Here is a 23,519-nt window from a genome sequence, read left to right as displayed (position 1 = left end):
TTTAAAGACTTATTCAATATTGACCAACAGTTAATATGAACCCACGTTAAATAAAAGCCAGCGCGGTAAACGTATGCGAAAAGGAATATAACATGCTAAACAAACAACAACTGGTTTCTGCAGCAACCGCACTACCGGGAAATGCTGACCCAATTCGAATCACTGAGCGCCATTTCGTCAATCAAACCGACCTGCTCGATGCACCCACGGGCTCTCAACAAGAAGTCCTGTTTGGTATGGGGTGCTTCTGGGGAGCTGAGCGTTTGTTTTGGCAATTGGATGGCGTTATTTCAACATCCGTTGGTTACGCTGGCGGATACACAGTTAATCCCACTTATGAACAAGTATGTACTGGGCAAACCGGCCATACCGAGGTCGTTCGTGTCATATTTGATAGTGAACAAACCTCTCTAGCTCGAATACTTGAAACCTTTTGGGAGCGTCATGACCCAACTCAAGGGATGCGCCAAGGCAACGATTTAGGGACTCAGTACCGTTCTGCGATTTACACCTTCAGTGAAGAACAACAATCTATCGCTGAGCACTCTAAACGTGAATATCAACGAGCAATGACTGAATCTTTAGGCAACGAGATCACGACGGAAGTTCTGCCTGCTGGAAAATATTTTTTCGCAGAAACCTACCACCAGCAATACCTAGCTAAAAATCCGAATGGGTATTGCGGGTTGGGTGGAACAGGTGTGTGCTTCCCTCCACAATAAAGTGCCGTTCGACATACCATCGTGAACGACACGCATTAAAAAAGGGCTTCCATCAGGAAGCCCTTTTCATTGTTAATCTATTCGGTGCAAGACAAATCGATAAAGCTCAGTTACACCGGCAACGCTGCAATGGTGCCGTTAACTTCTTTAAAAATAGTGAGCTTTTGTTTGTCTGAAACTTCAGGAAGTAGCACCTTGCCTTGGTCGAAGCGAAACTCTCCAACACCTTCAATAGCAAATTGGCCTTTGAACAGGACTTTAACGAAACGCGCCACCTGACGTGGACGGTAAGTAGAAAATTTTCTTAACATAATACAACCTCAATTCCATTTGAGTACTACAGTCACATACCTGAACAGCGTCGCTGTTCAAAGCACATTTAATCGCTAATTCCTTTAGCAAACAGCAAGATAATCTATTGTTCATCTTGATATTGATGCATTATACCTTTTGGTAACAAGCCTGCAACTTCTTTCTACGTCGTACGATAAAAAAGTTAAAGAGGCATTTTTCAAATTTCATATTATACTTCCTGTGCAAACCAATAAGCGGAACAAAAATATAATGAAAAACAAAACTCTACTGGCTTTTCTAGCCGCAGCCTCTCCACTCTTCGCCAATGCTCACAACCTATCAGTAGGCGCTACCCTGCCTGCCGTCGATGTGAGTAACTATGGTGAGATTGTTCTAAACGACGGAAATACTGGATATCAAGCTTGGGCAACCAATGATCTTCTAGGTAAAGTTCGCGTCGTTCAAGCTATCGCTGGCCGCAGCAGCTCTAAAGAGCTCAACGCACCACTGATGGCAGCCATTACCGCATCGAAATTCTCAGAAGACAGCTACCAAACCACCACTATCATCAACCAAGATGATGCGATTTGGGGTACTGGGTCTTTTGTTAAGTCCTCTGCCGAAAGCAGCAAAGAAGAATTTCCATGGTCTTCTATGGTCCTAGATGAAGACGGCGCCGTTGCGTCAACATGGGCTCTAAAAGAAGAAAGCTCAGCGATTATCGTTCAAGACAAGCAAGGTAAAATCTTGTTTGTAAAAGAAGGTGCATTAAACGAATCAGAAGTCACTCAAGTCATTGAGTTGATTAAAGCGAGCCTTTAATAAGATATTCGCGTCTTTTTCGAGACCTAACCAAAGGATATTGTTATATTATAACAGTATCCTTTTTTTAATTCTGTGGTTAATCATCCTGATGTGGCAAAACACACCCAACAATGTGAAACGCAAAACAGGCTTCTTGCTTGGGCTTATGCTCATGTTAAGCGTGTTAGCCGCAACACACATTGTGGATATCGCACCAGAGCACCACACTTCACACCATTGTGAGCTGTTTTCGCTTAATCAGTTCATCACAGCGCACTCACTACCACAGATTCCAGAGTTCCATTCGGAATTTACTGTCGCTATTACAGAGTCAGTAACTTCACTACAGCGGCTATATTTCGCTTATTTGGCACGCTCACCTCCTGTAAATATCGCTTAATTACCACTACTTTTTAATTAACCTTTATTCAGGAAAAAACATGAAACCTACTTTTTTAGCCGTTGTTATCGGCATGACTGTCTCTACAAATGCTCTAGCTAACGAAGAATTCCGCTCTCATGATGCACACGTGCATGGCCAAGTTGAAGTAAACATCGCGCAAGATGGGCAAGAATTGCTTGTTGAAGTAACAGCTCCAGGCGCAGATGTGGTTGGGTTTGAACATGCTCCAAAAACTGCAGAACAGAAGAAAGTGTTTGAACAGGCTATCGCACAATTAAACAAGCCAGAAGAGCTGTTTAGTTTTAACAATGCGAGTTGTACTCTGAAGTTCAAGTCAGTAGCAAACACCTTAGAAGGCGGTCATGACGACCATGAAGGCCATGACCATGCGGAACACGGTCATGGCGACCACAAAGACCATGGCCACGCTGAACACGATCATGATGACCACAAAGACCATGACCACGAAGGTCACGACCACCACGATCATGAAGGCCACGATCACTCAGAAGGTGGCCACGGTGAGTTCACTGTTGAGTACCACTATGAATGTTCAGATGTTGCTAAGCTAGACACAGTTAGCACTCAGTGGTTCTCTAAGTTCAGCAACACTGAAAAAATGACGGTGAACCTACTAACAGACACAGCTCAAGTACAAGAAGTGCTTAACGCAGAGCGTATTAGTTTCCGATTCTAATCACTCCTAGATCGGATTAAACGTAAAATAAACAGCCAGGTAAGTCATCGCTTACTTGGCTGTTCAAATCGGTGTGTTCCTGGGAATTTATGTTTCAAATTACTGTCCAGTAGATACACCGCTTTAATTATTGGAGCTAGCATGTCTTCTGACAGTTCATCACTTGTGGTCAAACTCGAAAATATCAGCTTTCGTTGGAAGCCTGAATTACCACCAACGTTAGAGATCCCCTCTCTTCACATCCAAGCCCAAGAGCACCTTTTTATTAAAGGGCCAAGTGGTTGTGGAAAATCAACTTTGTTAGGGCTACTGACCGGAATCAACCAAGCTGAGCAAGGAGAAGTCTCTATCCTTGATCAAGACCTCACTCAGCTTACACCTCGTCAAAGAGATAAATTCAGAGCCGATCATATTGGTTATATTTTCCAACAATTTAACCTGCTTCCTTATCTATCAGTTATCGATAACGTGACGCTTCCTTGCCAGTTTTCACAGATACGTAAACAGCAAGTCGCTGAAAGCCAGAAAAGCTTACAAGAGACGGCTCGAGAGTTGTTACTCAGATTAAAACTACCTCAAGCTTTAATGGACAAGCCCGTTACCGAGTTAAGCATCGGTCAACAACAACGTGTTGCTGCCGCTCGTGCTTTGATCGGCCAACCCAAAATCATTATTGCCGACGAGCCAACCTCGGCTTTGGATCATGACAACCGAGAAGCTTTTATCGAACTGTTGTTAGAACAAGCCAACCAGGCAGGTTCTACTCTTATCTTTGTTAGCCATGATCCAACACTAGAAAAGTTGTTCACTCGAACCATAGATTTAAAAACCGTTAACCAAGCTAAGGTTGTCGTATGAAAGTAATTACTCACTTAGCCTTAAAAAGCGTACTCAACCGTAAAGCCACAGCCATTCTAACTATTCTCACTGTGGCTGTATCCGTCATTCTATTACTCGGTGTGGAACGTGTAAGAACCGAAGCTAAGAGCAGCTTCGCCAATACGATTTCAGGTACTGACCTTATCGTCGGTGGCCGCTCTGGTCAGGTAAACCTGCTGCTTTATTCCGTATTTAGAATCGGTAATGCGACCAACAACATCGACTGGAAAAGCTATGAAGAATTTAGCCAGCACAACGCTGTAAAGTGGGCGATCCCAATCTCATTGGGTGATTCACATAAAGGCTTCCGCGTAATGGGCACGAACCATAGCTACTTCGAGAATTATCGCTATGGAAGTAAGCAACCACTTACTTTTCAGCAAGGCAAAGAGTTTAATCAGCTATTTGACGTAGTGATTGGTGCCGACGTCGCGAAGAAGCTAGATTACAAAATAGGTGATCAAATCATTCTTGCGCACGGTATCAGTGATGTTGCGTTTAGCCGTCACGATAATCTGCCCTTCAAGATTGTGGGAATACTCGCGCCAACAGGAACACCAGTAGACAAAACCGTACACGTATCGCTAGAGGCAATCGAAGCAATTCATGTTGGCTGGGAATCAGGTGCCAACCTCGGGCACACACCGAATGCTGAAGCGCTAAAGCAACGTGACTTCCAACCGAAGCAGATTACCGCGATGATGGTTGGCCTTAAATCGAAGATCCAAACCTTCGCACTGCAACGAGAAATCAATAACTACCGCCAAGAACCTTTAAGCGCCATTATGCCGGGCATTGCGCTTCACGAATTGTGGGGAATGATGGCTGTAGCAGAACAAGCACTACTGATTGTTTCAGGGTTTGTTGTCGTCGCCGGTTTATTGGGCATGCTCAGTAGCCTACTCACTAGCTTGCAAGAAAGGCGCCGAGAGATGGCCATCCTACGTGCGATGGGCGCAAGACCTCGTCATGTGTTTGGTTTACTGATCAGTGAAGCCAGTGCGCTAACCTTCCTTGGCATTACATTAGGTGTTGCAGTATTGTTTGCGCTGATCGCAGTGGTTGCTCCTATTGTGCAACAAAGTTATGGTATCAACATATCGATATCCGCAATCACACCGCATGAGTGGAAACTGCTTATGCTGGTACAAGTTGCTGGAATCATTATCGGCTTTATTCCCGCTTTCAGGGCTTACCGCCAGTCATTGTCTGATGGCATGACGATTCGAATCTAAAATAGGAACCTACGATGCAACGCAAATTCCTACTGATACTTGGGCTACTTCTGTTCCCATTTATCAGTACAGCTCACGCTGAAACCACTCAGAATGACGAATCGGTATTAACACTTGAATGGATTGATTTGATTCCAGAATCAGAACGTGCTCAGCTAGATTCATTTGGTATGCCGATGGTTGACCACAATAGTATGGACAAACCTCAACAATCGACACTTGGTGCTGTTCGCCCAGAGCTGAATGGCAGCACAGTGAAGATTCCTGGCTTTGTGATTCCATTGGAAGGTGATGAGAATATGATCACTGAGTTTCTGCTGGTACCGTACTTTGGCGCATGTATCCACGTGCCACCGCCGCCACCGAACCAAATCATCTACGTGAAGTTCCCGAAAGGTGCACCAATACAGCAGTTATGGGATGTGATCTATTTGGTCGGAACGCTGAAAACTGAGTCAATCAGCCATGACTTAGCGCAAACCGGTTATCTTATTGAAGGTACTGCGATTGAAGAGTATGACGACATGTAGTCATTAGAAGGGTGGCTCAAGGATGAGCTGCCGTCACTGAACGAGTGTGATCATTCAATAACAGTTTAATAACGATAATTTTCTTCTGAATTACGCGATGTAATTAGATAAGTAAGCTAGAACAGCGACATAAATCGCGAGTAATAACCCTATACTAAGCTGTTTCTTCAGCTTGTTATCATTGACTTGATTCATAACTCCTCCTTGAGAATTACAACAAATTTAACATTTTATTATCATTAACAAAAGTAAAATTTTGTTGAAACCTTCAACTCTGCACGCAAAATCTAGCCACCAATAAGATAAAGAGTTACATTTTAGACAGTTATACCAATCACAATAAGTAAGTGTTCAGAAATAGCGTAGAAAAAAGGCTTGAGAACCAGGCGGAGCTTTTTGATAAGTGGTTATTCTACAATCAAAAGTTCTAACGCCGTTATCGAGCGTTTTAACAAGCTAGAGCGAGCAATTATTTACTACGATTGGTCTTGAGTCGTCTCCTAACGGTACTCTTATGTCAGAAACCAAACAGCCAGTGATCATTGAGCATGCTAGCGATACACAGCAAAAGCATGAGAAAAAGCCTCATATTGCCGACAGTGCCAGCAGAATGCTGCACATCGCACAAAGCTTCGGCCTCGATTTCTTAATTAGTCATAGTGCCAAGCCAAAGGATAAAGCTGAGAGTACGCTTATCGAACGGGCACTATTGCGAGAGAAAAAACGTAGAGAGCTTCGCCAAAAGAACCTAGAACAGATTCTAAAGTTGGCGCACTCTTCATGTAAGGATGAAGCGGCTGGAGACCCGGATCAGGACTGGCTATACCGTTTCTTCGACATGGCACAAGAGATCCACAATACATCGATGCAGAGGCTATGGGCTCAAGTACTGAAACGAGAAGTCACCAACCCAGGCTCGACGTCGATGAAGGCACTGCAAATCTTAAAAGACATGACGCCAAAGGAAGCACTGACCTTACAAAGAGCAGCTTCATTAGGCTGCAGTTTTGGTAGCGATAACAGCAGAAAGCTCTTACTCGGCTTTAAATCTCATGCTGGGCTATTCAACTTTGGCAAAAGGGACACCACCAACACCATCAACCTTGGTGGGCACAACCTGCCCTACTCCAGCTTGCTCCACTTGATAGAGCTCGGGATTATTCTGGGCACAGAATTAGAATCCGGAGAGATTGATTTCGATCCAGCCCTGCACCTAACCTATCAAGGTAAGAGCATGTCACTGGCACCATTATCAAAAGGCGTGAAGCTGGTTTACTACCGATTCAGCCCTACAGGCAATGAGCTTTGTACCTTGCTCGGTAACAAGCCAAACACGCAGTATTACGATCAACTGATTGCACTATTGAGCCAGAAATTCACAGTACAGACAGAAGTGAAAAGCAGCGTAAATTACACCGTCTAGACACTCGACGGAGCTAAAATAGACGGTGTAAAAAGTGAAGTATAGAGAGGAATAAAGAGAATCTAGAGGATAGGTTTCTTGTCTCGGTAAACTAAGGCTGCACTATTTATCGGTCGTGAATAAACAGATAAACAGCTGAGTAGCCTTAGTCATACCAACGATCTCAGTTGGCTAAGATATTTCGCTTCTCCAACGCATCAATACACAGTTCGACCAATTCATCGAGTGTCTTCTCACCTGCAGGTAGATCAATCTCAGGGTTCTGAGGCGCTTCGTACACTGAACTAATACCTGTAAAGTTCGGGATCTCTCCGGCACGTGCTTTCTTATACAGACCTTTAGGGTCACGCTGTTCGCAAACCTCTAATGGAGTATTGACGAACACCTCAAGAAACTCACCTTCCGGCAATAAATCTCTCACGAGTTGCCTTTCAGCTTGATGCGGAGAAATAAAGGCTGACAACACGATCAAGCCTGCATCTGCCATCAATTTAGCAAGCTCACCAATACGACGGATGTTCTCTCGACGATCTTGCTCAGAGAAGCCAAGGTCGCTACATAAGCCATGACGCACATTGTCACCATCCAATAAATAAGTATGGTAACCAAGCTGTGCCAAACGATTTTCTAATGCTCCAGCGACTGTCGATTTACCAGAACCAGACAACCCCGTGAACCAGAGCACGGCTGGCTTTTGTGATTTCAGATCCGCGCGAAATGTTTTATCAATCGAGTGTTGATGCCACACAACATTCTCATCTTTGGGTTTGAGTACTGCGGTCATAATTAGTCCTTTAAATAAACAGCATTAAAATGGGAAAAAATAAGGAATTAGGGTCAGCACCAAGCCCGAATATACAATCGAGATTGGAATGCCGATACGCAGATAATCCGTTAAATGGTAATTACCTACGCTATAAACAAGTAAGTTGGTTTGGTAGCCGTATGGAGAGATAAAACTGGCACTGGCACCAAACAGTACCGCCATGATGAACGGCATAGGGTCAACGCCATAACCTACTGCCATACTGTAGCCAATCGGAAATGAGAGTGCTGCAGCCGCATTATTGGTCACCAGCTCTGTCAAAACCAAAGTCATAAAGTAGGTAGCAACTAACGCACCGAATACGCCCCAGCCATTAAACGCCTCCATAAACATCAGCCCCATCCGCTCAGATAAACCCGATGAAATCATCAGTTGAGCAATAGAAAGTGCAGAGCCCACGATCACCACAATATCGACTGGGAAACGGCGGCGGAGCTCACCCAGTTGCACCACGCCAAATGCCACCAGCAACAGTAGAAAACCAGCTAAGCCTTTGATAATAGGTACTGCATCGATAAGGGCTAAACCAATCACGCTAGCAAAGCCGAGCAACACGAACGTCGATTTGTCGGCATCAAGCTTGGCACTCGAATCTAAGTCATTCATCAACACAAACTCTTTGTTGTGTTGTTGGCGCTGTTCTTCAAAGCGTTTACCTGGAACCAAAATCAAGGTATCACCAGCGGTCAATGTGATATTCCCTAGCCCACCTTCTAGGCGTTCATGGCCACGACGAATAGCAACCACAACTGCATCGAAACGATCTCTAAATTGGCTGGTTTTCAGGGTTTTGTTACAGAAGCTTGCCGACGAACTCACCACCACTTCAACAAAGCTCTGGCCATTCAAATGATGCTGACCAAACAGGGTTAAACCTTGGATTTCTTGCAGTGTTGCAACACTCTCTACATCACCACAAAACAGCAATCGGTCGCGAGCTTGAAGAATAAAATCAGGGTCAATAGATGCGGTGGTCTTACCGTCTCGAATCACTTCCGCTAAGAACAGTTTTCTCAATGCTCTGAGGTTGTTTTCACTTACGCTGCGACCAACTAACGGTGAGCCCGGCTCCACTCTGGCTTCTAAAAAGTAAGGCAGATCATCTTGAGAACCATCATCGTAGCTGGGTAAAAAATAGCTAAGAGGAATAAGGATCAACACGCCGCCGATCAAAACAGCTAAACCGATCAAGGTGGGTGTGAAAAAGTTTAAGCTCGGCAATCCGGCATCTTCAACAAAGCTATTGATGATCAAGTTGGTTGATGTGCCGATCAATGTCAGGGTGCCACCTAAGATGGCAGCGTATGACAAAGGGATAAGTAACTTAGACGGCGCGTGCTGTTGATTACGTTTGATCGCCCCGATCAAAGAAACAACCACCGCGGTGTTATTAGTAAAAGAAGAAAGTAACGCTGTAGAAATACCCAACTTCGCAACCACGGTACCTAGCCTACCTTCAGAGATATTGCGGCTAACCCAGCTGATTAAGCGAGTTTTCTCCAACGCACTTGATGCGAGGATCAGAAGAATTAAAGTCAGTAACGAGGAGTTAGTGAAGTTATTAGCCAAGCTCGACAAGTCGATCATGCCAGCCATAAAAGCAATAAACGCCGCGCCAGCAAAGATAAAGCTTGGCTTAATACGGGTAACGAGCAGGCAAGTAATGATGCCGAGCAAAATCGCTAATACAAATCCTTGTTGCCACATATACCCGTCCTTTATGGCGGAAACGATCGGTTTCCGCCTGATTCAATAAGCTGTTACTTGGTCGTTTATGACTTCAGTAGTTGGCTTAGATCTTTGGCATCCCAATGAGGGAAATGTTTGCGAACCAATGCGTTGAACTCAAGTTCAAATGCAGAGAAGTTACCGACTTGCTGTTCAACAGAGTCCAAACGGTCTCGAATCAAACCCGCGCCAACCGTCACGTTGGTTAGTCGGTCGATAACGATGAAGCCACCGGTATCGGCACTTTCACGGTATTTATCCAGCGCGACAGTCTCGTTCAATGACCATTCACACAAACCAATACCATTCAATGGCAACTCATCGACAGCGTGAGTCGATAGGTTGTTGATGTCGTATTGGTGACGAACCGTTTCAACCTGACCAACGGTTTTCTTGCCTGCGATCTTGATGTCGTAAGCTTTGCCCGGTTGCAATGGTTGCTCTGTCATCCACACGATGTCAGCCAATACGTGGTTAGTGGATTCAATCTGCGCGTTTTCTAGCACAATCAAATCACCACGACTGATATCAATCTCATCTTCAAGGGTCAGTGTTACTGCCAAGCCCGCTTGCGCAGACTCCAAATCACCATCAAAAGTTACAATGCGTGCAACCTTAGAGGTTTTACCCGACGGCAGCGCCTTGATTTCATCACCGACACTGACACGGCCAGAGGCAACGGTGCCAGCAAAACCGCGGAAGTCTAAGTTAGGACGATTGACGTACTGAACTGGGAATCGGAATTCACCTGCCGAACGCTTTTGGTCAATGTCGACGTTCTCTAACACTTCTAGCAGAGATGGGCCTTCGAACCATGCAAGCTCTTTACTTGGTGCAGCAACGTTGATGCCTTCAAGCGCCGATACTGGCAGGATCTGAATATTGGTTTCGCCTTCTAGGTTTTCTGCAAACTCTAGGTATTCATCGCGAATTTCTTCAAAACGATCTTGCGCGTAATCCACGAGATCCATCTTGTTTACAGCAACGATGAAATGCTTCAAACCAAGCAGGTTAGAGATAAACGAGTGACGACGTGTTTGATCCAGAACGCCCTTACGAGCATCAATCAAGATCACCGCCAGATCACACGTTGAAGCGCCTGTTGCCATGTTGCGCGTATACTGCTCATGCCCAGGAGTATCAGCAATAATGAACTTACGTTTTTGAGTCGAGAAGTAGCGGTAAGCCACATCGATCGTGATCCCTTGCTCACGCTCAGCCTGCAGACCATCAACAAGCAGTGCCAAATCAGGTTTCTCACCTGTCGTTCCCACTCGTTGGCTATCCGAGTGAACCGCCGCTAGCTGATCTTCATAAATCTGTTTTGTATCATGGAGTAAGCGACCGATTAGCGTACTTTTACCGTCATCTACCGAGCCACAAGTTAAAAATCTAAGCATAGATTTATGCTGATGCTGACTTAGATAACCTTCAATCCCTAGTTCAGCCAATTCGGCTTCTACTGCACTATTCATTTTTCTTTCCTTAGATTCTTAGAAATAACCTTGGCGCTTTTTCAGCTCCATAGAGCCCGACTGATCATGGTCAATCGCTCGACCTTGACGCTCACTAGACGTCGCCACCAGCATTTCTTCAATAATGCCCGTTAGCGTATTCGCCTCAGATTCAACCGCTCCGGTTAATGGGTAACAGCCTAAAGTACGAAAACGAACGCTTTTCTCTTCAATCACTTCATCTTCTTGCAGCTCCATACGGTCATCATCAACCATGATCAGCATGCCATCACGCTCAACTACAGGGCGTTTGTCTGAAAGGTAAAGTGGAACAATATCGATGCTCTCTAGATAGATGTATTGCCAGATATCGAGCTCAGTCCAATTAGATAGCGGGAAGACACGAATGCTTTCGCCCTTATTAACCTGACCGTTGTAGGTGTGCCAAAGCTCTGGACGCTGGTTTTTTGGATCCCACGTATGGTTCTTATCACGGAAAGAATAAACACGTTCTTTCGCACGAGATTTTTCTTCATCACGACGCGCACCACCAAAAGCCGCATCGAACCCATACTTGTTTAACGCCTGCTTAAGGCCCTGTGTTTTCATGATGTCAGTGTGCTTCGAAGAACCATGTACAAATGGGCTACAACCCATCTCAATACCTTCTGGGTTCTTATGTACTAAAAGGTCGAAGCCGTACTTTTTAGCCGTACGATCACGAAACTCAATCATCTCGCGGAATTTCCAATCCGTATCTACATGCAATAGCGGGAATGGAATCTTGCCTGGATAAAACGCTTTGCGAGCTAAATGAAGCATCACAGAAGAATCTTTTCCGATGGAGTACATCATCACTGGGTTATCAAACTCAGCCGCCACTTCACGGATAATATGAATACTTTCCGCTTCGAGCTGTTTTAGGTGGGTTAAACGTTCTTGGTCCATTTCAGTGCTTCCTTTAAGGCTCGCGTTACGAGCAATTCATTACTTGGTCTTGCCAAGCATGGGATTTAACTCATCCACTTGAGTGAATGGGAGTATTGGCACTAGAAGAAAACAGAAGCTTCGTGTTGAGCTATCCTTGCTATTCGTCTGCCTGATACGTCCTTGATATAGGCATTATGACGAGCCTCTCATATTACTGGAAATTCTAAAATTTCATTTTTTATTCGAAAAGCTGATAAGGGATTGAATTTATCGATAAGCAGGTGAAATGAATGGACTAATATTATCGATATCAGTTGCACATCGATTAATCAGGTTTGGGAGGCGTCTTGCAGAACACCATAAAGTAATCGATCTAAGTCACGAATTAACATTCGTTGTAATCATTGTTTCATTCCATTTTGTTACATTACGCAACGAATTTTCTACTATCCACTTTGGAGCTACAAAATGAAAGTTGCAATGAAACCTTTGTCATTGGCTGTGCTTGCGGGTCTTGGTTTGACTCTAGCAGGCTGTACAACAACACCAGATACCGATGAAGTGATTAAACTACGTGTCGTAGAGACAACGGACATCCATACCAACCTAATGGATTACGATTACTACAAAGACAAGCCATCGAAAAAAATCGGCTTAGCACGTACTGCAACTCTAGTAAAAGAAGCTCAAAACGAAGTAACCAACAGCGTATTAGTTGATAACGGTGACTTGCTGCAAGGTAGCCCAATGGGTGACTACATGGCAGACAAAGGCATCGAAGCGGGTGAAGTTCACCCTGCATACAAAGCTATGAACCAGCTAAGCTACGACGCTGCAAACCTAGGTAACCACGAATTCAACTACGGTCTTGATTTCCTAGAAGAGTCAATCAACGACGCTGATTTCCCGTACATCAGTGCTAACGTTTACGACGCAAAAACCAAAGAACACTACTTCACACCTTACATCATCAAGACGCACACGTTTGAAGATACTGCAGGCGTAGAGCATGAAGTAAAAGTCGGCTACATCGGTTTCGTTCCACCACAAATCATGACGTGGGATAAGAAGAACCTTGAAGGTAAAGTAATCGCTCGCGATATCATTGAGACAGCTAACGAGTTAGTGCCTCAAATGAAAGCGGAAGGCGCTGAAGTTATCGTTGCTATCCCTCACTCAGGCGTATCAACGGACCCATACAGAAATGGCGAAGAGAACTCAACGTTCTACCTATCTGAAGTAGACGGCATAGATGCAATCGCATTCGGCCACTCTCACGCAGTGTTCCCAGGTAAAGGTTTTGATGACATTCAAGGCATCGACAACGAAACTGGCACAATGAACGGCGTTGCAGCAGTAATGCCAGGTCGTTGGGGTAGCCACGTTGGTGTTATGGACCTAACACTTGCACAAAAAGACGGTAAGTGGGAAGTAGTAAAAGGCCAATCAGAAGCACGCCCTATCTACGACAAGATCGAGAAGAAATCACTTGCAGATGCTGATGAAGGCATCGTAACAGCACTAGAAAAAGACCACGCAGGTACTCGTGAGTTTGTTAACCAACCAATTGGTAAAGCAGACGACGTGATGTACAGCTTCCTGTCTCTAGTACAAGACGATCCAACAGTGCAGATTGTTAACCTTGCACAGAAAGATTACGTTGAACAGTTCATCCAAGGTGACCCAGACCTAGACGGTACACCAGTACTTTCTGCTGCTGCGCCATTCAAAGCCGGTGGCCGTAAGAATGACCCAGCGAACTTCACTGAGGTTGAATCTGGCCAACTGACATTCCGTAACGCGGCTGACTTATACCTTTACCCGAACACGCTAGTTGCAATGAAGGTAACAGGTCACGAAGTAAAAGAGTGGCTTGAGTGTTCTGCTGGCCAATTCAACCAAATCGATGTGAACTCAACAGCACCACAACAGCTGATTGAGTGGGATAACTTCCGTACTTACAACTTCGATGTTATCGACGGTGTGGATTACCAAATCGACGTAACTCAGCCTGCGAAATACGATGCAAACTGTAAAGTGGTTAACCCTGATTCTCAGCGTATTGTTGGCCTAACTTACCAAGGTAAGCCAATCGACATGAAGCAAGACTTCCTGATCGCAACCAACAACTACCGAGCTTACAGCGCTAAATTCCCAGGCACAGGTGAAGACTTCATCGCATTTGATGCACCAGATGAGAACCGTACTGTACTGGCGAACTACATCTCTCGCGTAAGCAAAGAGCAAGGCCAAGTGAGCCCAACAGCTGACAACAACTGGTCATTCGCACCAATCAAAACGGATAAAAAGCTAGATATCCGCTTTGAAACGTCGCCAAGTGAGAAAGCGGCACAGTTCATTAAAGAGAAGGGTCAATACCCAATGAAACGTGTTGCCACTGACGATGTTGGTTTCGGCGTTTACCAAATTGATCTAACTAAATAGATTACTCTAGTAATCAATAGTTAACCTTCTAAAAGGCTGAGTTTAACGACTCAGCCTTTTTCTTTTCTTATCTAAATTCTTAGTGTAAGGCCTCAGCTTTCGAAGCTTAAACTCCTGCTCATTCTTCGCCTAATATCGCACACCTCAAATCACCTATTGAATCCAATCAACGTAAAAAAGCAGCAATTTGCTGTAAGTTTTTCTGAGCTCCTCCTGTCTATTTAATTTACTACACTCAATGAATGGCCGGTAAGTCATTCATCTATAGGATAGATAAGGACATTTGATGGGCACCGTCGAGAGCATTCAAGCATGGTTACATTCAGGGGAGGAGTCGCTGCTATGGCTGATGCTTGGCATTATCGCGCTTTCTTACCTGCTTGAAGATCTGGCAATCGTGACGGCCGCTGGTTTAGCGACTCAAGCACTCATCCCACCGCAATATGCGTTACTTGCAATTTTCATTGGCATTGCCACTGGTGATCTTGGTCTTTATTACCTTGGTAAATCAGGACGTTACTTCCGAGGCGTTCGATATAAAGCCCTCACCAATAAGTACTTTCGTTCGCTTCGTACCAAATTACGCCAAAACGCATTCAGCAGCCTTTTTGTTATCCGCTTTATTCCTGGGCTACGCACCGTTGGTTTTACTCTGAGTGGCTTTTTCGCCATCCCACTGCCTACTTTCTTATTTGCCGTCATCGGCGCAACTGCGCTCTGGACTGGCATTGTCTTCTCTGCCATCTACTATTTAGGGACATCAGCCTGGCTGCAAGCCTCTGAATATCAATGGATCATCATCCCGTGTGCCATCGTTTTGCTGTTTATCGGCAATCGATTAATGAATAAAACCTACTCTAGAGGGCTATCATGAGTTCACCGCAAGATATTCGCATCATTCCCGCACATCAAATTAATGCAGGTATGCCTCTGCTTGAAAAAGATACCGTGCGAAGTGTCTCTCCTTATGAGTTTCTTCCGACTTGGTTCTTCTACACGCCAGTGGTCATTCAAAGCCTGATGCAAGGGTTACGGCACTTTGACTGGGCGCTGCCGCTCATCGCCAATCCAAGCATTAAGTTAAGCGGCATGGTAGGCGAATCAAAACATGAGATATTGAGCCTTGCCGGATCTTCAAGTCAGCGTTGGATCTCACCGTTTATAACCCTAACCAAAACGGATCTCGGCAGTAAAAAACAAGCCGAAGACGCACGCAGCGCACTCATACAAACGGATCTTGATTTCCCTATCGTGGCTAAGCCGGATCTTGGCTGTCGAGGTGTTGGCGTTAAGCTGATCAACAACCAAGTTCAACTTGAGCAATATGTCGAATCTTTCCCAAATAATGCTCGCTTTCTACTGCAAAAAAAGGCGCCTTATCAAGCCGAAGCGGGTGTTTTCTACATTCGTTACCCAAATAAAAAGCAAGGTGAGATCATCTCGATCACACTCAAATATGCGCCAATGGTGATGGGTGATGGCAAGTCGACACTCAAGCAGTTAATTGAAAACAGCCCGCGCGCTGGGCAACTCAGCCACCTGTATCTACCAAGGCATGAAGATAAATTGGATCAAGTGCTCGCAGAGGGTGAAGAGTTCCAACTCGCGTTTGCAGGCAGCCATAGCCGTGGCTGTATCTTCCGAGACGGTAATCAATACATCACTCAGGCTCTAACAGAACGCTTAGACGAGATATTCGACGACTTCGATGGCTTTCACTTTGGTCGACTCGACGTCAAGTTTAAAGACATGTACAGCCTAATGAACGGCGAGGATTTCACGATTCTTGAGGTCAATGGCGCAAGCAGTGAGGCTGGACATATCTGGGATCGCAACACCCCATTGCGAGAGATATTTTCCACGCTACTTCTGCAATATCGCATTCTTTTTGATATTGGCGCTCAGCAAAAACAACGAGGCCACCAATCCCCTTCTTTCAAGAGCTTATTTGCGGCGTGGCAAGAAGAGCGACGTCTTGTTCAACAATATCCGACTACCGACTAACTTTTCACGAGGATCATGAATGAACCCCATAGCCCAGCCGAGCGCCCTTACTTCTTTCTCTCCTAGCATCAAGGGAGCGGTAGAGATATTGAATCAGGGTTTAGAGTTTTTGTTAGCGATTTCTGACAGCGATTACCTAACACGAGCAAAGCCACACGTTACAAGCTCTATCGGTGAACATACTCGTCACACACTGGATCTTTTTCACGCCTTGATTTTAAAAGAGGATGAGACCGTTGATTACAACACTCGTCGTCGTGGTCATCCTGTCGAATACGACCGCTCTATTGCAGTCAAAGAGATCCACTATGTGATCAACTGGCTTGAACGATTAGACCGTCGAGATCTCGAAGCGCCTATCATGATCCAAACCGAGGTTTCGATGGATGCTCAAGTGTTCGCAAGCCTGCCTTCAACGCTCGAAAGAGAGGTCACCTTTGCCGCACTGCATGCCAATCATCATTACGCGATGATCAAGGTGATCACCACCTTCCTAGACGTCGAGACCTGCAACACCTTTGGTTATGCCCCAACCACCAACAGCTATCTGAGGGAGCAATAATCATGTGTTCAGTATCTTGGCTGCTTGAAGAGAATGGTTATCAGGTCTTTTTTAATCGTGATGAACAAAAGACGCGAGCACTGGCAATGCCACCCAGACAATATCGAGTCAACGGTGTCGATATCATTATGCCACTCGACCCAACTGGCGGCGGTAGCTGGATAAGTATTAATGAGTTCGGGCTTTCGCTATGCCTACTCAATAACTATCAAGGCACAGTGCCCGTTGGTCCTTTAGTAAGCCGCGGTTTGCTACTTAAAAACCTATCATCGAGTCGTAATATCAGTCAGCTATCTGAAGCGTTTCACAAGCTAGACCTACACTCTTTTGCCCCATTTACCTTGCTAGCTTTCGCGCCCAATCTAACCCAACACAATGGTCTGGTTATCGCCTACATGTGGGATGGTATTCAACAGAAAATAGTCGACACTGATTCTCCACTCTTCTCATCCGGTGTTGATTTAGAGCGAGTGCAAGCCTACCGACAAGCAAAATATGATCAGCTCATGGCGGCAGGTAAGAATCAACAGAACTTACTGATGTTCCACTCTCACCATCACAATGAGCAACCTCATTTAGCGACCTGTATGCATCGCGAAGACGCACATACCGTGAGCTTTACACACTTACGTAACCTGCATGGTCAAGCCTCTATGTTTTATGCACCCGGCTCACCATGCGAACCCATTAAACCATGTCAGATAAATCAGCAGCGCTTTACCTTTGATTTATCACCCGCAATCAATCTATAGATGGAGTCCATCATGAGAAAACTATTCACCATGGTTCTGCTACTTGTTAGCCCGTACGTATTTGCCGCCGATGAAATCTACACTGGTTTCTTTAGCAGTAAGGCGCTCGATGGCTACGATACCGTCGCATATTTCACTTCCGGTAAGCCCATTGAAGGCAGTAAAAAATTCAGCACTGAGTACAAAGGGGCGGATTGGTATTTCTCTTCTGAAAAGAATCTGACTTTATTTGTTAATAATCCTGAAAAATATGCCCCTCAATATGGTGGCTATTGCGCTTGGGCAGTATCAGCGAAGAGCGACTTTGCACCGAGTGACCCACATCAATGGACGATTGTTGATAACAAGCTTTACCTCAACTACGACCAAGAGATTAAGCAGCGCTGGGAACAAGACCAAGCACAGCATATTCAACAAGCCGATAAAGTTTGGCCGCAACTGATTAAGTAAGGTAATTTCATTATGATTGATAGTCCTTTTCGTTTACCACGTTACACGCCTTTTGGTTTAGGTGAGTCTGTTGTCGAGTGGGCAACTGGGCTATCTAAGCTAGACCGACTCTACCAAGATCGTAAAAACGAGTTATCTAGCTTCGAATTCATGAATTACACTCTGTCGGCGCTCAATATCGACTACTCGGTTGCATCGGGAAGCACGGAAAACATCCCGGAAGAAGGGCCTGTCGTGATTGTGGCGAACCACCCGCTTGGCGCCATCGAAGGCGTGATCCTTGCCGATCTCGTAGGATCAGTAAGAAAGGATGTGAAGGTGCTGGCCAATGAGTTACTTAAGCGCCTGCCTGAACTGGATGATCTTTTCATCGGTGTCGATGTCTTTAACAGTAAAGAATCGAAACGCACCAATGCCAAAGCGATTCGAGATGCCAATCGTCATTTGGCTGATGGTGGACTATTGATTGTATTCCCAGCAGGTGAAGTATCAAGCTACCGTAAAGGGGCAAAAACACTGACAGACATCGAGTGGAGCAAGTCGGTAGCGAAATTCGTCAAACGTCACCAAGCCACCACGGTACCTATCTTTATCAATGGCAAGAACAGTGAGCTTTTCTATCAAGCGGGTCGTGTTCATCCACTGTTGAGAACCGCTCTACTCGGGCGTGAACTTCTTAATAAACAAGCGACAACTATCTCTATCTCGATTGGCTCATCGATTCCGTATTCAGAGATAAAATCGTTTGAAAAAGAGATGGATATCGTCAACTACCTACGACTTAATACCTATCTAATGAGTCAACAAGATAGTCCGAACACGCCAATCCACGCGCCCTCTTTCGATACCCAAGTGATAGCGCCTATTCCACCAGAAGTCTTATCAATAGAGATAGACTCACTCCCTGAAGAGATGAAACTGCTCGAGCAAGGGAACTTTGAGGTCTACTGCACACCAAGCCAATCCATTCCTAACTTAATGCGCGAGATTGGTCGAGTAAGAGAAGAAAGCTTTAGAGAAGTCGGAGAAGGCAGCGGGCTGGCCTGTGATTTAGATGAGTATGACCTTTACTACCATCAACTGTTTGTGTGGAATAAAACCAAGGCAGAACTAGTTGGCGCGTATCGACTCGGTATGGTCGACAAACTCATCGCAGAGCACGGGCTTGATCAGCTTTACTCTCGTAGCCTGTTTAACTACAACCAAGAATTCATTGATACGTTAGAAAACAGCATTGAACTAGGGCGATCGGTAGTAAGTAAACCTTACCAAAAGAGCCTGAACTCACTGTTACTATTGTGGAAAGGCATTGCGACCTTTGTGTCTCGTCACCCTCAATATACCCATCTGTTCGGCCCAGTCAGTATCAGCAATGATTACAGCCACAATGCGCGTCTGTTGATCGCGACCACGTTATCAATCCACCATTATGATGAGGAAAAGGCGAATTTGGTTTCACCTTCGTCACCACTCAATACCAGCAGTCATGTGTTCTGGCAAAATCACCTGCTCTCTTCACTGGCGAGTGTGCCTCTGCTCTCTAAAGTGTTAGCACGCATGGAGCAAGGTAAAGGCCTGCCGGTACTGCTGCGCCAATATCTAGGGATGAACGGTAAACTGGTGTGTTTTAATGTCGACCCATCGTTTAATGATGCCTTGGATGGCTTGATTGTGGTGAACCTTAAAAAGGTATCACTGAAGACTCTGGGTAAATACATGGGCAGAGAGCTTGCTCAAGATTACCTAGAGCAACACGCACGCCGCTGATTTATCCCGCTCTGTACCTCTCTCCAAATAAGTGCGATGATTTCGGCACTTATTTGGGTTAGGTTATTTTCATGCACACCTCTTTTATCGAACAACTGCAAAGCTTCGACTTCTCTGAAAGCCAGATTGAATCTCTACTCGCTGTCGCCAAGCCACTTGAGCTGCCAACCAGACACATCTTGATCAATCAAGGTGAGATGGCGAGTTCAATCTACTTTGTACTTGAAGGCTTGTGCCATGCCTGCTACCTCACTGATGATGGTAAGCAATACAGCAAAGAGTTCTATTGGGGAACAAGATTGGATCATCGGCTTTGAGAGTCTGATAAAGAACCAAGCCTCTCCTTACCTATTAGAAACGCTGACACCCATCACCATGTTAGAGCTGCCAATGAATGCGGTTATCGAGTGGCGTGCATCAAATAATCCTTTGTATTTAAAGCTGTTAGAAACACAACTGATGCATAAGGAAAACAAAGAACGCTTCATGCTGCTCTATACACCAGAGCAACGCTATCAGCTGTTCTGCGAGCACTATCCCGACCTTGAGCAGCGCTTGAACGACAATCAAATTGCAGCCTACCTAGGAATAACCGCAATCAGCCTGAGCAGAATTAAAGGTCGAATTAACAATAGTTAATGCCAACAATCATCGCGCATAGTACATTCAGAGCATCGATAATCTCTGGATGTAAACATGATCACTTGGCACTCAATTCCTTTTTCTGAACTCTCAACACAACAGCTTTATCAACTACTTAAATTAAGAGTCGATGTATTTGTGGTCGAGCAGACTTGTCCTTATCCAGAGCTGGACGGTAAAGATACACTCGCGGGTGTTGAGCACCTGCTTGGCTATGCTGATGAAGAGTTGGTAGCGTGTGCACGTTTATTACCACCAGGTACCTCTTACGACAACACCAGCATCGGTCGAGTCGCAACCAAGCAATCGGCAAGAGGTGGTGGCTTGGGGCATCAATTAATCAAAGAAGCATTAACACGCTGCGAGGCTCTTTGGCCAAATACGGCCATTGATATTGGCGCGCAGCAACACCTAGAAAACTTCTATGCGAGCCACGGCTTCAACACCATCTCGGATATGTATCTCGAAGATGACATTCCTCATATAGACATGAGATTAGAAAAATAATGACGAATATCACTGCCGGTATTCTATTGTTGGTTGCAGGTAACTTGTTTGCCTCGCTTTCCGACGTAGCGGTAAAACTGTTAAATGGCGAAGTACCGCCCTTACAGTATATTTTTTTCCGACAGTTGATATCTCTGGTCATCATCACCCCTTTGTGGCTACAGCAGAAAAAAGAACAACGGCGCTTACAGCAGGCTAAGGTAACCTTCATTCGAGGTCAGTTAATTCTGATCGGCAGTGGGTGCATGGTGGTCGCGATCACTCACTTGTCTTTGGCAACCGCCAACGCAGTATTTTATGTCGCGCCTTTACTGATGTTGCCGCTCTCAATGTTGCTATTGAAAGAGCAACCGGCACTCGGCAAGGTTATCGGCACAACCATAGGTTTTATTGGTGCATTGATTGTCTTGAGGCCATCACAATTTCATTGGGCGGCACTGTTTGCTTTGGGGACAGCACTCACCCTAGCACTATTTAATGTACTCGTAAGAAAGCTTCCTAGTGAGCAAACGGTGGTCACTACGCTGTGGTGGACAACCTTATTCTCTATTCCAGCCTCATTAGTACTGTGCTTCTTATACTGGCAGCCAGTGTCTGTGGAGCATTTGGGATACATAGCCCTGAGTGCGACGCTAATCTTAAGTTACAACGGCCTTGCGGTTGCTGCCTATCAAAAAGCACACTCTAGCCAAATTGCCTTGGCTGAGTATTCAGGATTGGTGTTTGTCGCGCTAATAGGTGCAATATGGTTCGATGAGATTCCGGATACATTAACCTTTATCGGAATCATGCTTATCATCTTGCCACTCGCCCCTTTCAAGCGACCAAAAAAAAGAGCTAATGCTTAGCTCTTTTCTATCGTTTATCTGTGTCTGGTGAAGCGCTTTAACTCAGGCTCACTATTCATCTACTTACTGCGACCAAAGCCACCATCGGATAAGCGGAAGAACATCACCGAAGTGTCGCCTTTCTCTAGCTGAAGAATGTCCAACTGCCCAGTTTCAGCAAGTTTGAAACGAACCAGCTGGCCTTTACGAATCTGACTGAGCGGCTTATCTGCACCTTCAATTCGCACTAACGCATTCAAGTCAGACAATGGCAAATCGTTGTTTCGAAAAACCTGCGCTAACGTATCCCCTTGCTTAACAAGGTACTCCTGCCAATTTTTGTTACTCGGTTCTAATGAGCTGTTCTTGGCATTTTGCTGTTCGCTTAAGCCGACGGTGTTTATTTCAAGCTCAACGCGCGATGTTGTTGGAGCTGTGTCTACTTTAGGTTCTGGTAGCGGCACAAAAAGTAATATCAGTACGATCGGAGAAATCACCATCAACAGTCTTTGGTGTAACTTCGGCAATGAACCCCAAGTTTGCGCTGTCGAGGTTTTCATTTTCTTCACATCGATCGAACTCAATTTCTCTTTGACCTGATTCAGTCGATCCTTGAATTCTGCTAAGTGGTCAACTTTCTGTTTTTTCTTTTGACGACGATTCATACCACTGCGTCCTATACATTGAATAACTACAGTATAAAAACCAAAGTACCAACAGTATAGATCTTTCCGTCACAACAAGGCCCAAAGCGAGAAAATTGACATGGCTGTGATTTGGGCACGGTAAAGCGCAAGTGATCAGGGACTAGCCGTTTCTTCACGCTGCTAATACTGGTATTCTTACCCTTTTCGTACTGACAAAAAGAGTGACTTTTCATGTCTGAAGTAAAATTTGAAACTGTAGAGCAAAAAGCTAGCTACGGTATCGGTCTACAAATGGGCCAACAACTTGCTGGTTCTGGTCTTGAAGGCCTAAACGTTGACGCAATCGCTGCTGGTATCGCAACAGCTCTAGTTGGTGACATGCCAGCTATCGAAGTTGACGAAATCAACAACGCACTACAAGAGCTACACACTCGTGGTGAAGCTGCACGTCAAGAACTAGCTAAAGCAGCAGCAGCTGACGGCGAAGCTTTCCTAACTGACAACGCTCTTCGTTCAGAAGTAACAGTTCTTGAGTCTGGTCTTCAGTACGAAGTACTAACTGAAGGTACTGGCGAAATCCCTACTGCAGACAAGCAAGTACGTGTTCACTACCACGGCGAACTAACTGACGGTACTGTTTTCGACAGCTCTGTATCTCGCGGTCAACCTGCTGAATTCCCAGTAACTGGCGTAATTCAAGGTTGGGTACAAGCTCTACAAATGATGCCTGTTGGCTCTAAGTGGAAGCTATACATCCCTCAAGATCTAGCATACGGTGAGCGTGGCGCAGGTGCTGCAATCCCACCATTTGCTGCTCTAGTGTTTGAAGTAGAACTTCTAGCTATCCTTTAATTTTTATAAAAACCTTTAGTAAAACAAAATACTATAGGCAAATAAAATTAAAATAATCCAACGGCGATGTGACTACATCGCCGTTTTTCGTTTATAGTGAATAGGTCGATTACTTTATTACTTTATTACTTTATTACTT

24 protein-coding genes and 1 pseudogene are annotated in these 23,519 nt (G+C 45.1%); 19 read left to right on the top strand and 6 right to left on the bottom strand.

Annotated elements, in window-relative coordinates; genetic code table 11:
* Window positions 1-92 precede the first annotated feature (92 nt).
* On the top strand, window positions 93-722 hold the full coding sequence (gene msrA / locus AB4209_RS13130) for a peptide-methionine (S)-S-oxide reductase MsrA (protein ID WP_017058899.1): 630 nt from the start codon (window positions 93-95) through the stop codon (window positions 720-722).
* A gap of 110 nt (window positions 723-832) precedes the next feature.
* On the opposite strand, the gene AB4209_RS13125 is transcribed toward msrA, so the two are convergent.
* Window positions 833-1,033 carry a DUF1107 family protein gene (locus AB4209_RS13125; RefSeq protein ID WP_017058898.1) on the bottom strand — a complete coding sequence of 67 codons (201 nt, stop codon included), beginning with the start codon at window positions 1,031-1,033 and terminating at the stop codon, window positions 833-835.
* Window positions 1,034-1,286: 253 nt separating this feature from the next.
* Between AB4209_RS13125 and AB4209_RS13120 the strand changes: the two genes are divergently transcribed.
* The 7 genes from AB4209_RS13120 to AB4209_RS13090 all read left to right on the top strand — a co-directional run bounded on the left by AB4209_RS13120 (window position 1,287) and on the right by AB4209_RS13090 (window position 6,987).
* A complete protein-coding gene (locus AB4209_RS13120; protein ID WP_017063723.1) occupies window positions 1,287-1,838 on the top strand; it encodes a YtfJ family protein in 552 nt (183 codons plus the stop codon).
* Between the two features lie 91 nt (window positions 1,839-1,929).
* Window positions 1,930-2,220 carry a DUF2607 family protein gene (locus tag AB4209_RS13115; RefSeq protein WP_017063722.1) on the top strand — a complete coding sequence of 97 codons (291 nt, stop codon included), beginning with the start codon at window positions 1,930-1,932 and terminating at the stop codon, window positions 2,218-2,220.
* 40 nt (window positions 2,221-2,260) lie between these two features.
* A complete protein-coding gene (locus tag AB4209_RS13110) occupies window positions 2,261-2,920 on the top strand; it encodes a DUF2796 domain-containing protein (protein WP_372056151.1) in 660 nt (219 codons plus the stop codon).
* A gap of 141 nt (window positions 2,921-3,061) precedes the next feature.
* Window positions 3,062-3,778 carry an ABC transporter ATP-binding protein gene (locus AB4209_RS13105; RefSeq protein WP_017058894.1) on the top strand — a complete coding sequence of 239 codons (717 nt, stop codon included), beginning with the start codon at window positions 3,062-3,064 and terminating at the stop codon, window positions 3,776-3,778.
* On the top strand, window positions 3,775-5,034 hold the full coding sequence (locus tag AB4209_RS13100) for an ABC transporter permease (RefSeq protein WP_017058893.1): 1,260 nt from the start codon (window positions 3,775-3,777) through the stop codon (window positions 5,032-5,034). Before AB4209_RS13105 ends, AB4209_RS13100 begins: the two co-directional genes overlap by 4 nt.
* Window positions 5,035-5,048: 14 nt before the next feature.
* Entirely contained in the window at window positions 5,049-5,564 is a 516-nt protein-coding gene (locus tag AB4209_RS13095; RefSeq protein ID WP_017058892.1) for a DUF3299 domain-containing protein, read from the top strand.
* A gap of 514 nt (window positions 5,565-6,078) precedes the next feature.
* Entirely contained in the window at window positions 6,079-6,987 is a 909-nt protein-coding gene (locus AB4209_RS13090; RefSeq protein WP_017058890.1) for a TIGR03899 family protein, read from the top strand.
* Window positions 6,988-7,150: 163 nt separating this feature from the next.
* Here the strand turns inward: AB4209_RS13090 and cysC are convergent, their stop codons facing one another.
* The 4 genes from cysC to cysD all read right to left on the bottom strand — a co-directional run bounded on the left by cysC (window position 7,151) and on the right by cysD (window position 11,979).
* Window positions 7,151-7,771 carry an adenylyl-sulfate kinase gene (gene cysC / locus AB4209_RS13085; RefSeq protein WP_017067555.1) on the bottom strand — a complete coding sequence of 207 codons (621 nt, stop codon included), beginning with the start codon at window positions 7,769-7,771 and terminating at the stop codon, window positions 7,151-7,153.
* A gap of 24 nt (window positions 7,772-7,795) precedes the next feature.
* A complete protein-coding gene (locus tag AB4209_RS13080) occupies window positions 7,796-9,520 on the bottom strand; it encodes an SLC13 family permease (protein ID WP_017058888.1) in 1,725 nt (574 codons plus the stop codon).
* A 65-nt stretch (window positions 9,521-9,585) separates the two neighbouring features.
* A complete protein-coding gene (cysN, locus tag AB4209_RS13075) occupies window positions 9,586-11,016 on the bottom strand; it encodes a sulfate adenylyltransferase subunit CysN (RefSeq protein WP_017058887.1) in 1,431 nt (476 codons plus the stop codon).
* An 18-nt stretch (window positions 11,017-11,034) separates the two neighbouring features.
* Window positions 11,035-11,979: a sulfate adenylyltransferase subunit CysD gene (cysD, locus tag AB4209_RS13070; protein ID WP_372056176.1), complete on the bottom strand. Its 945-nt coding sequence runs from the start codon at window positions 11,977-11,979 to the stop codon at window positions 11,035-11,037.
* 414 nt (window positions 11,980-12,393) lie between these two features.
* Here cysD and AB4209_RS13065 point away from each other — a divergent pair, with 414 nt between their 5' ends.
* From AB4209_RS13065 to AB4209_RS13020, 10 genes and pseudogenes are all read left to right on the top strand, one after another.
* A complete protein-coding gene (locus AB4209_RS13065; RefSeq protein WP_371725126.1) occupies window positions 12,394-14,370 on the top strand; it encodes a bifunctional 2',3'-cyclic-nucleotide 2'-phosphodiesterase/3'-nucleotidase in 1,977 nt (658 codons plus the stop codon).
* Between the two features lie 286 nt (window positions 14,371-14,656).
* The gene (locus tag AB4209_RS13060; protein WP_372056148.1) at window positions 14,657-15,244 is read left to right on the top strand and encodes a DedA family protein; all 588 of its coding nucleotides are present in this window, start codon (window positions 14,657-14,659) and stop codon (window positions 15,242-15,244) included.
* On the top strand, window positions 15,241-16,374 hold the full coding sequence (locus AB4209_RS13055; protein ID WP_372056146.1) for a D-alanine--D-alanine ligase: 1,134 nt from the start codon (window positions 15,241-15,243) through the stop codon (window positions 16,372-16,374). The genes AB4209_RS13060 and AB4209_RS13055 overlap by 4 nt, the downstream gene beginning before the upstream one ends.
* Window positions 16,375-16,393: 19 nt before the next feature.
* Window positions 16,394-16,936, top strand: coding sequence for a hypothetical protein (locus AB4209_RS13050; protein WP_048618622.1), 543 nt, complete (start codon window positions 16,394-16,396; stop codon window positions 16,934-16,936).
* Window positions 16,937-16,938: 2 nt separating this feature from the next.
* On the top strand, window positions 16,939-17,688 hold the full coding sequence (locus tag AB4209_RS13045; protein ID WP_017058882.1) for an NRDE family protein: 750 nt from the start codon (window positions 16,939-16,941) through the stop codon (window positions 17,686-17,688).
* Between the two features lie 12 nt (window positions 17,689-17,700).
* Window positions 17,701-18,138, top strand: a complete 438-nt coding sequence (locus AB4209_RS13040) for a YHS domain-containing (seleno)protein (protein WP_102333018.1) — start codon at window positions 17,701-17,703, stop codon at window positions 18,136-18,138.
* Between the two features lie 12 nt (window positions 18,139-18,150).
* A complete protein-coding gene (locus tag AB4209_RS13035; protein WP_372056144.1) occupies window positions 18,151-19,905 on the top strand; it encodes a lysophospholipid acyltransferase family protein in 1,755 nt (584 codons plus the stop codon).
* 71 nt (window positions 19,906-19,976) lie between these two features.
* Window positions 19,977-20,544 (top strand): annotated as a pseudogene (locus tag AB4209_RS13030) (Crp/Fnr family transcriptional regulator).
* Window positions 20,545-20,601: 57 nt separating this feature from the next.
* Window positions 20,602-21,054, top strand: coding sequence for a GNAT family N-acetyltransferase (locus AB4209_RS13025; protein ID WP_017058878.1), 453 nt, complete (start codon window positions 20,602-20,604; stop codon window positions 21,052-21,054).
* Entirely contained in the window at window positions 21,054-21,902 is an 849-nt protein-coding gene (locus AB4209_RS13020) for a DMT family transporter (RefSeq protein ID WP_017063713.1), read from the top strand. The genes AB4209_RS13025 and AB4209_RS13020 overlap by 1 nt, the downstream gene beginning before the upstream one ends.
* Window positions 21,903-21,961: 59 nt before the next feature.
* Here AB4209_RS13020 and AB4209_RS13015 read toward each other — a convergent pair whose 3' ends face one another.
* Window positions 21,962-22,546 (bottom strand): LysM-like peptidoglycan-binding domain-containing protein, encoded by a 585-nt coding sequence (locus tag AB4209_RS13015; RefSeq protein WP_017068022.1) that lies wholly within the window; start codon window positions 22,544-22,546, stop codon window positions 21,962-21,964.
* Between the two features lie 213 nt (window positions 22,547-22,759).
* Between AB4209_RS13015 and AB4209_RS13010 the strand changes: the two genes are divergently transcribed.
* Window positions 22,760-23,380, top strand: a complete 621-nt coding sequence (locus AB4209_RS13010) for an FKBP-type peptidyl-prolyl cis-trans isomerase (RefSeq protein WP_017078817.1) — start codon at window positions 22,760-22,762, stop codon at window positions 23,378-23,380.
* Window positions 23,381-23,519 lie beyond the last annotated feature (139 nt).

This window comes from Vibrio sp. 10N.286.48.C11, assembly GCF_041469805.1.
Classification (GTDB): Bacteria; Pseudomonadota; Gammaproteobacteria; order Enterobacterales; family Vibrionaceae; genus Vibrio; species Vibrio crassostreae_C.
This window is presented reverse-complemented; position numbering and strand designations above follow the sequence as displayed.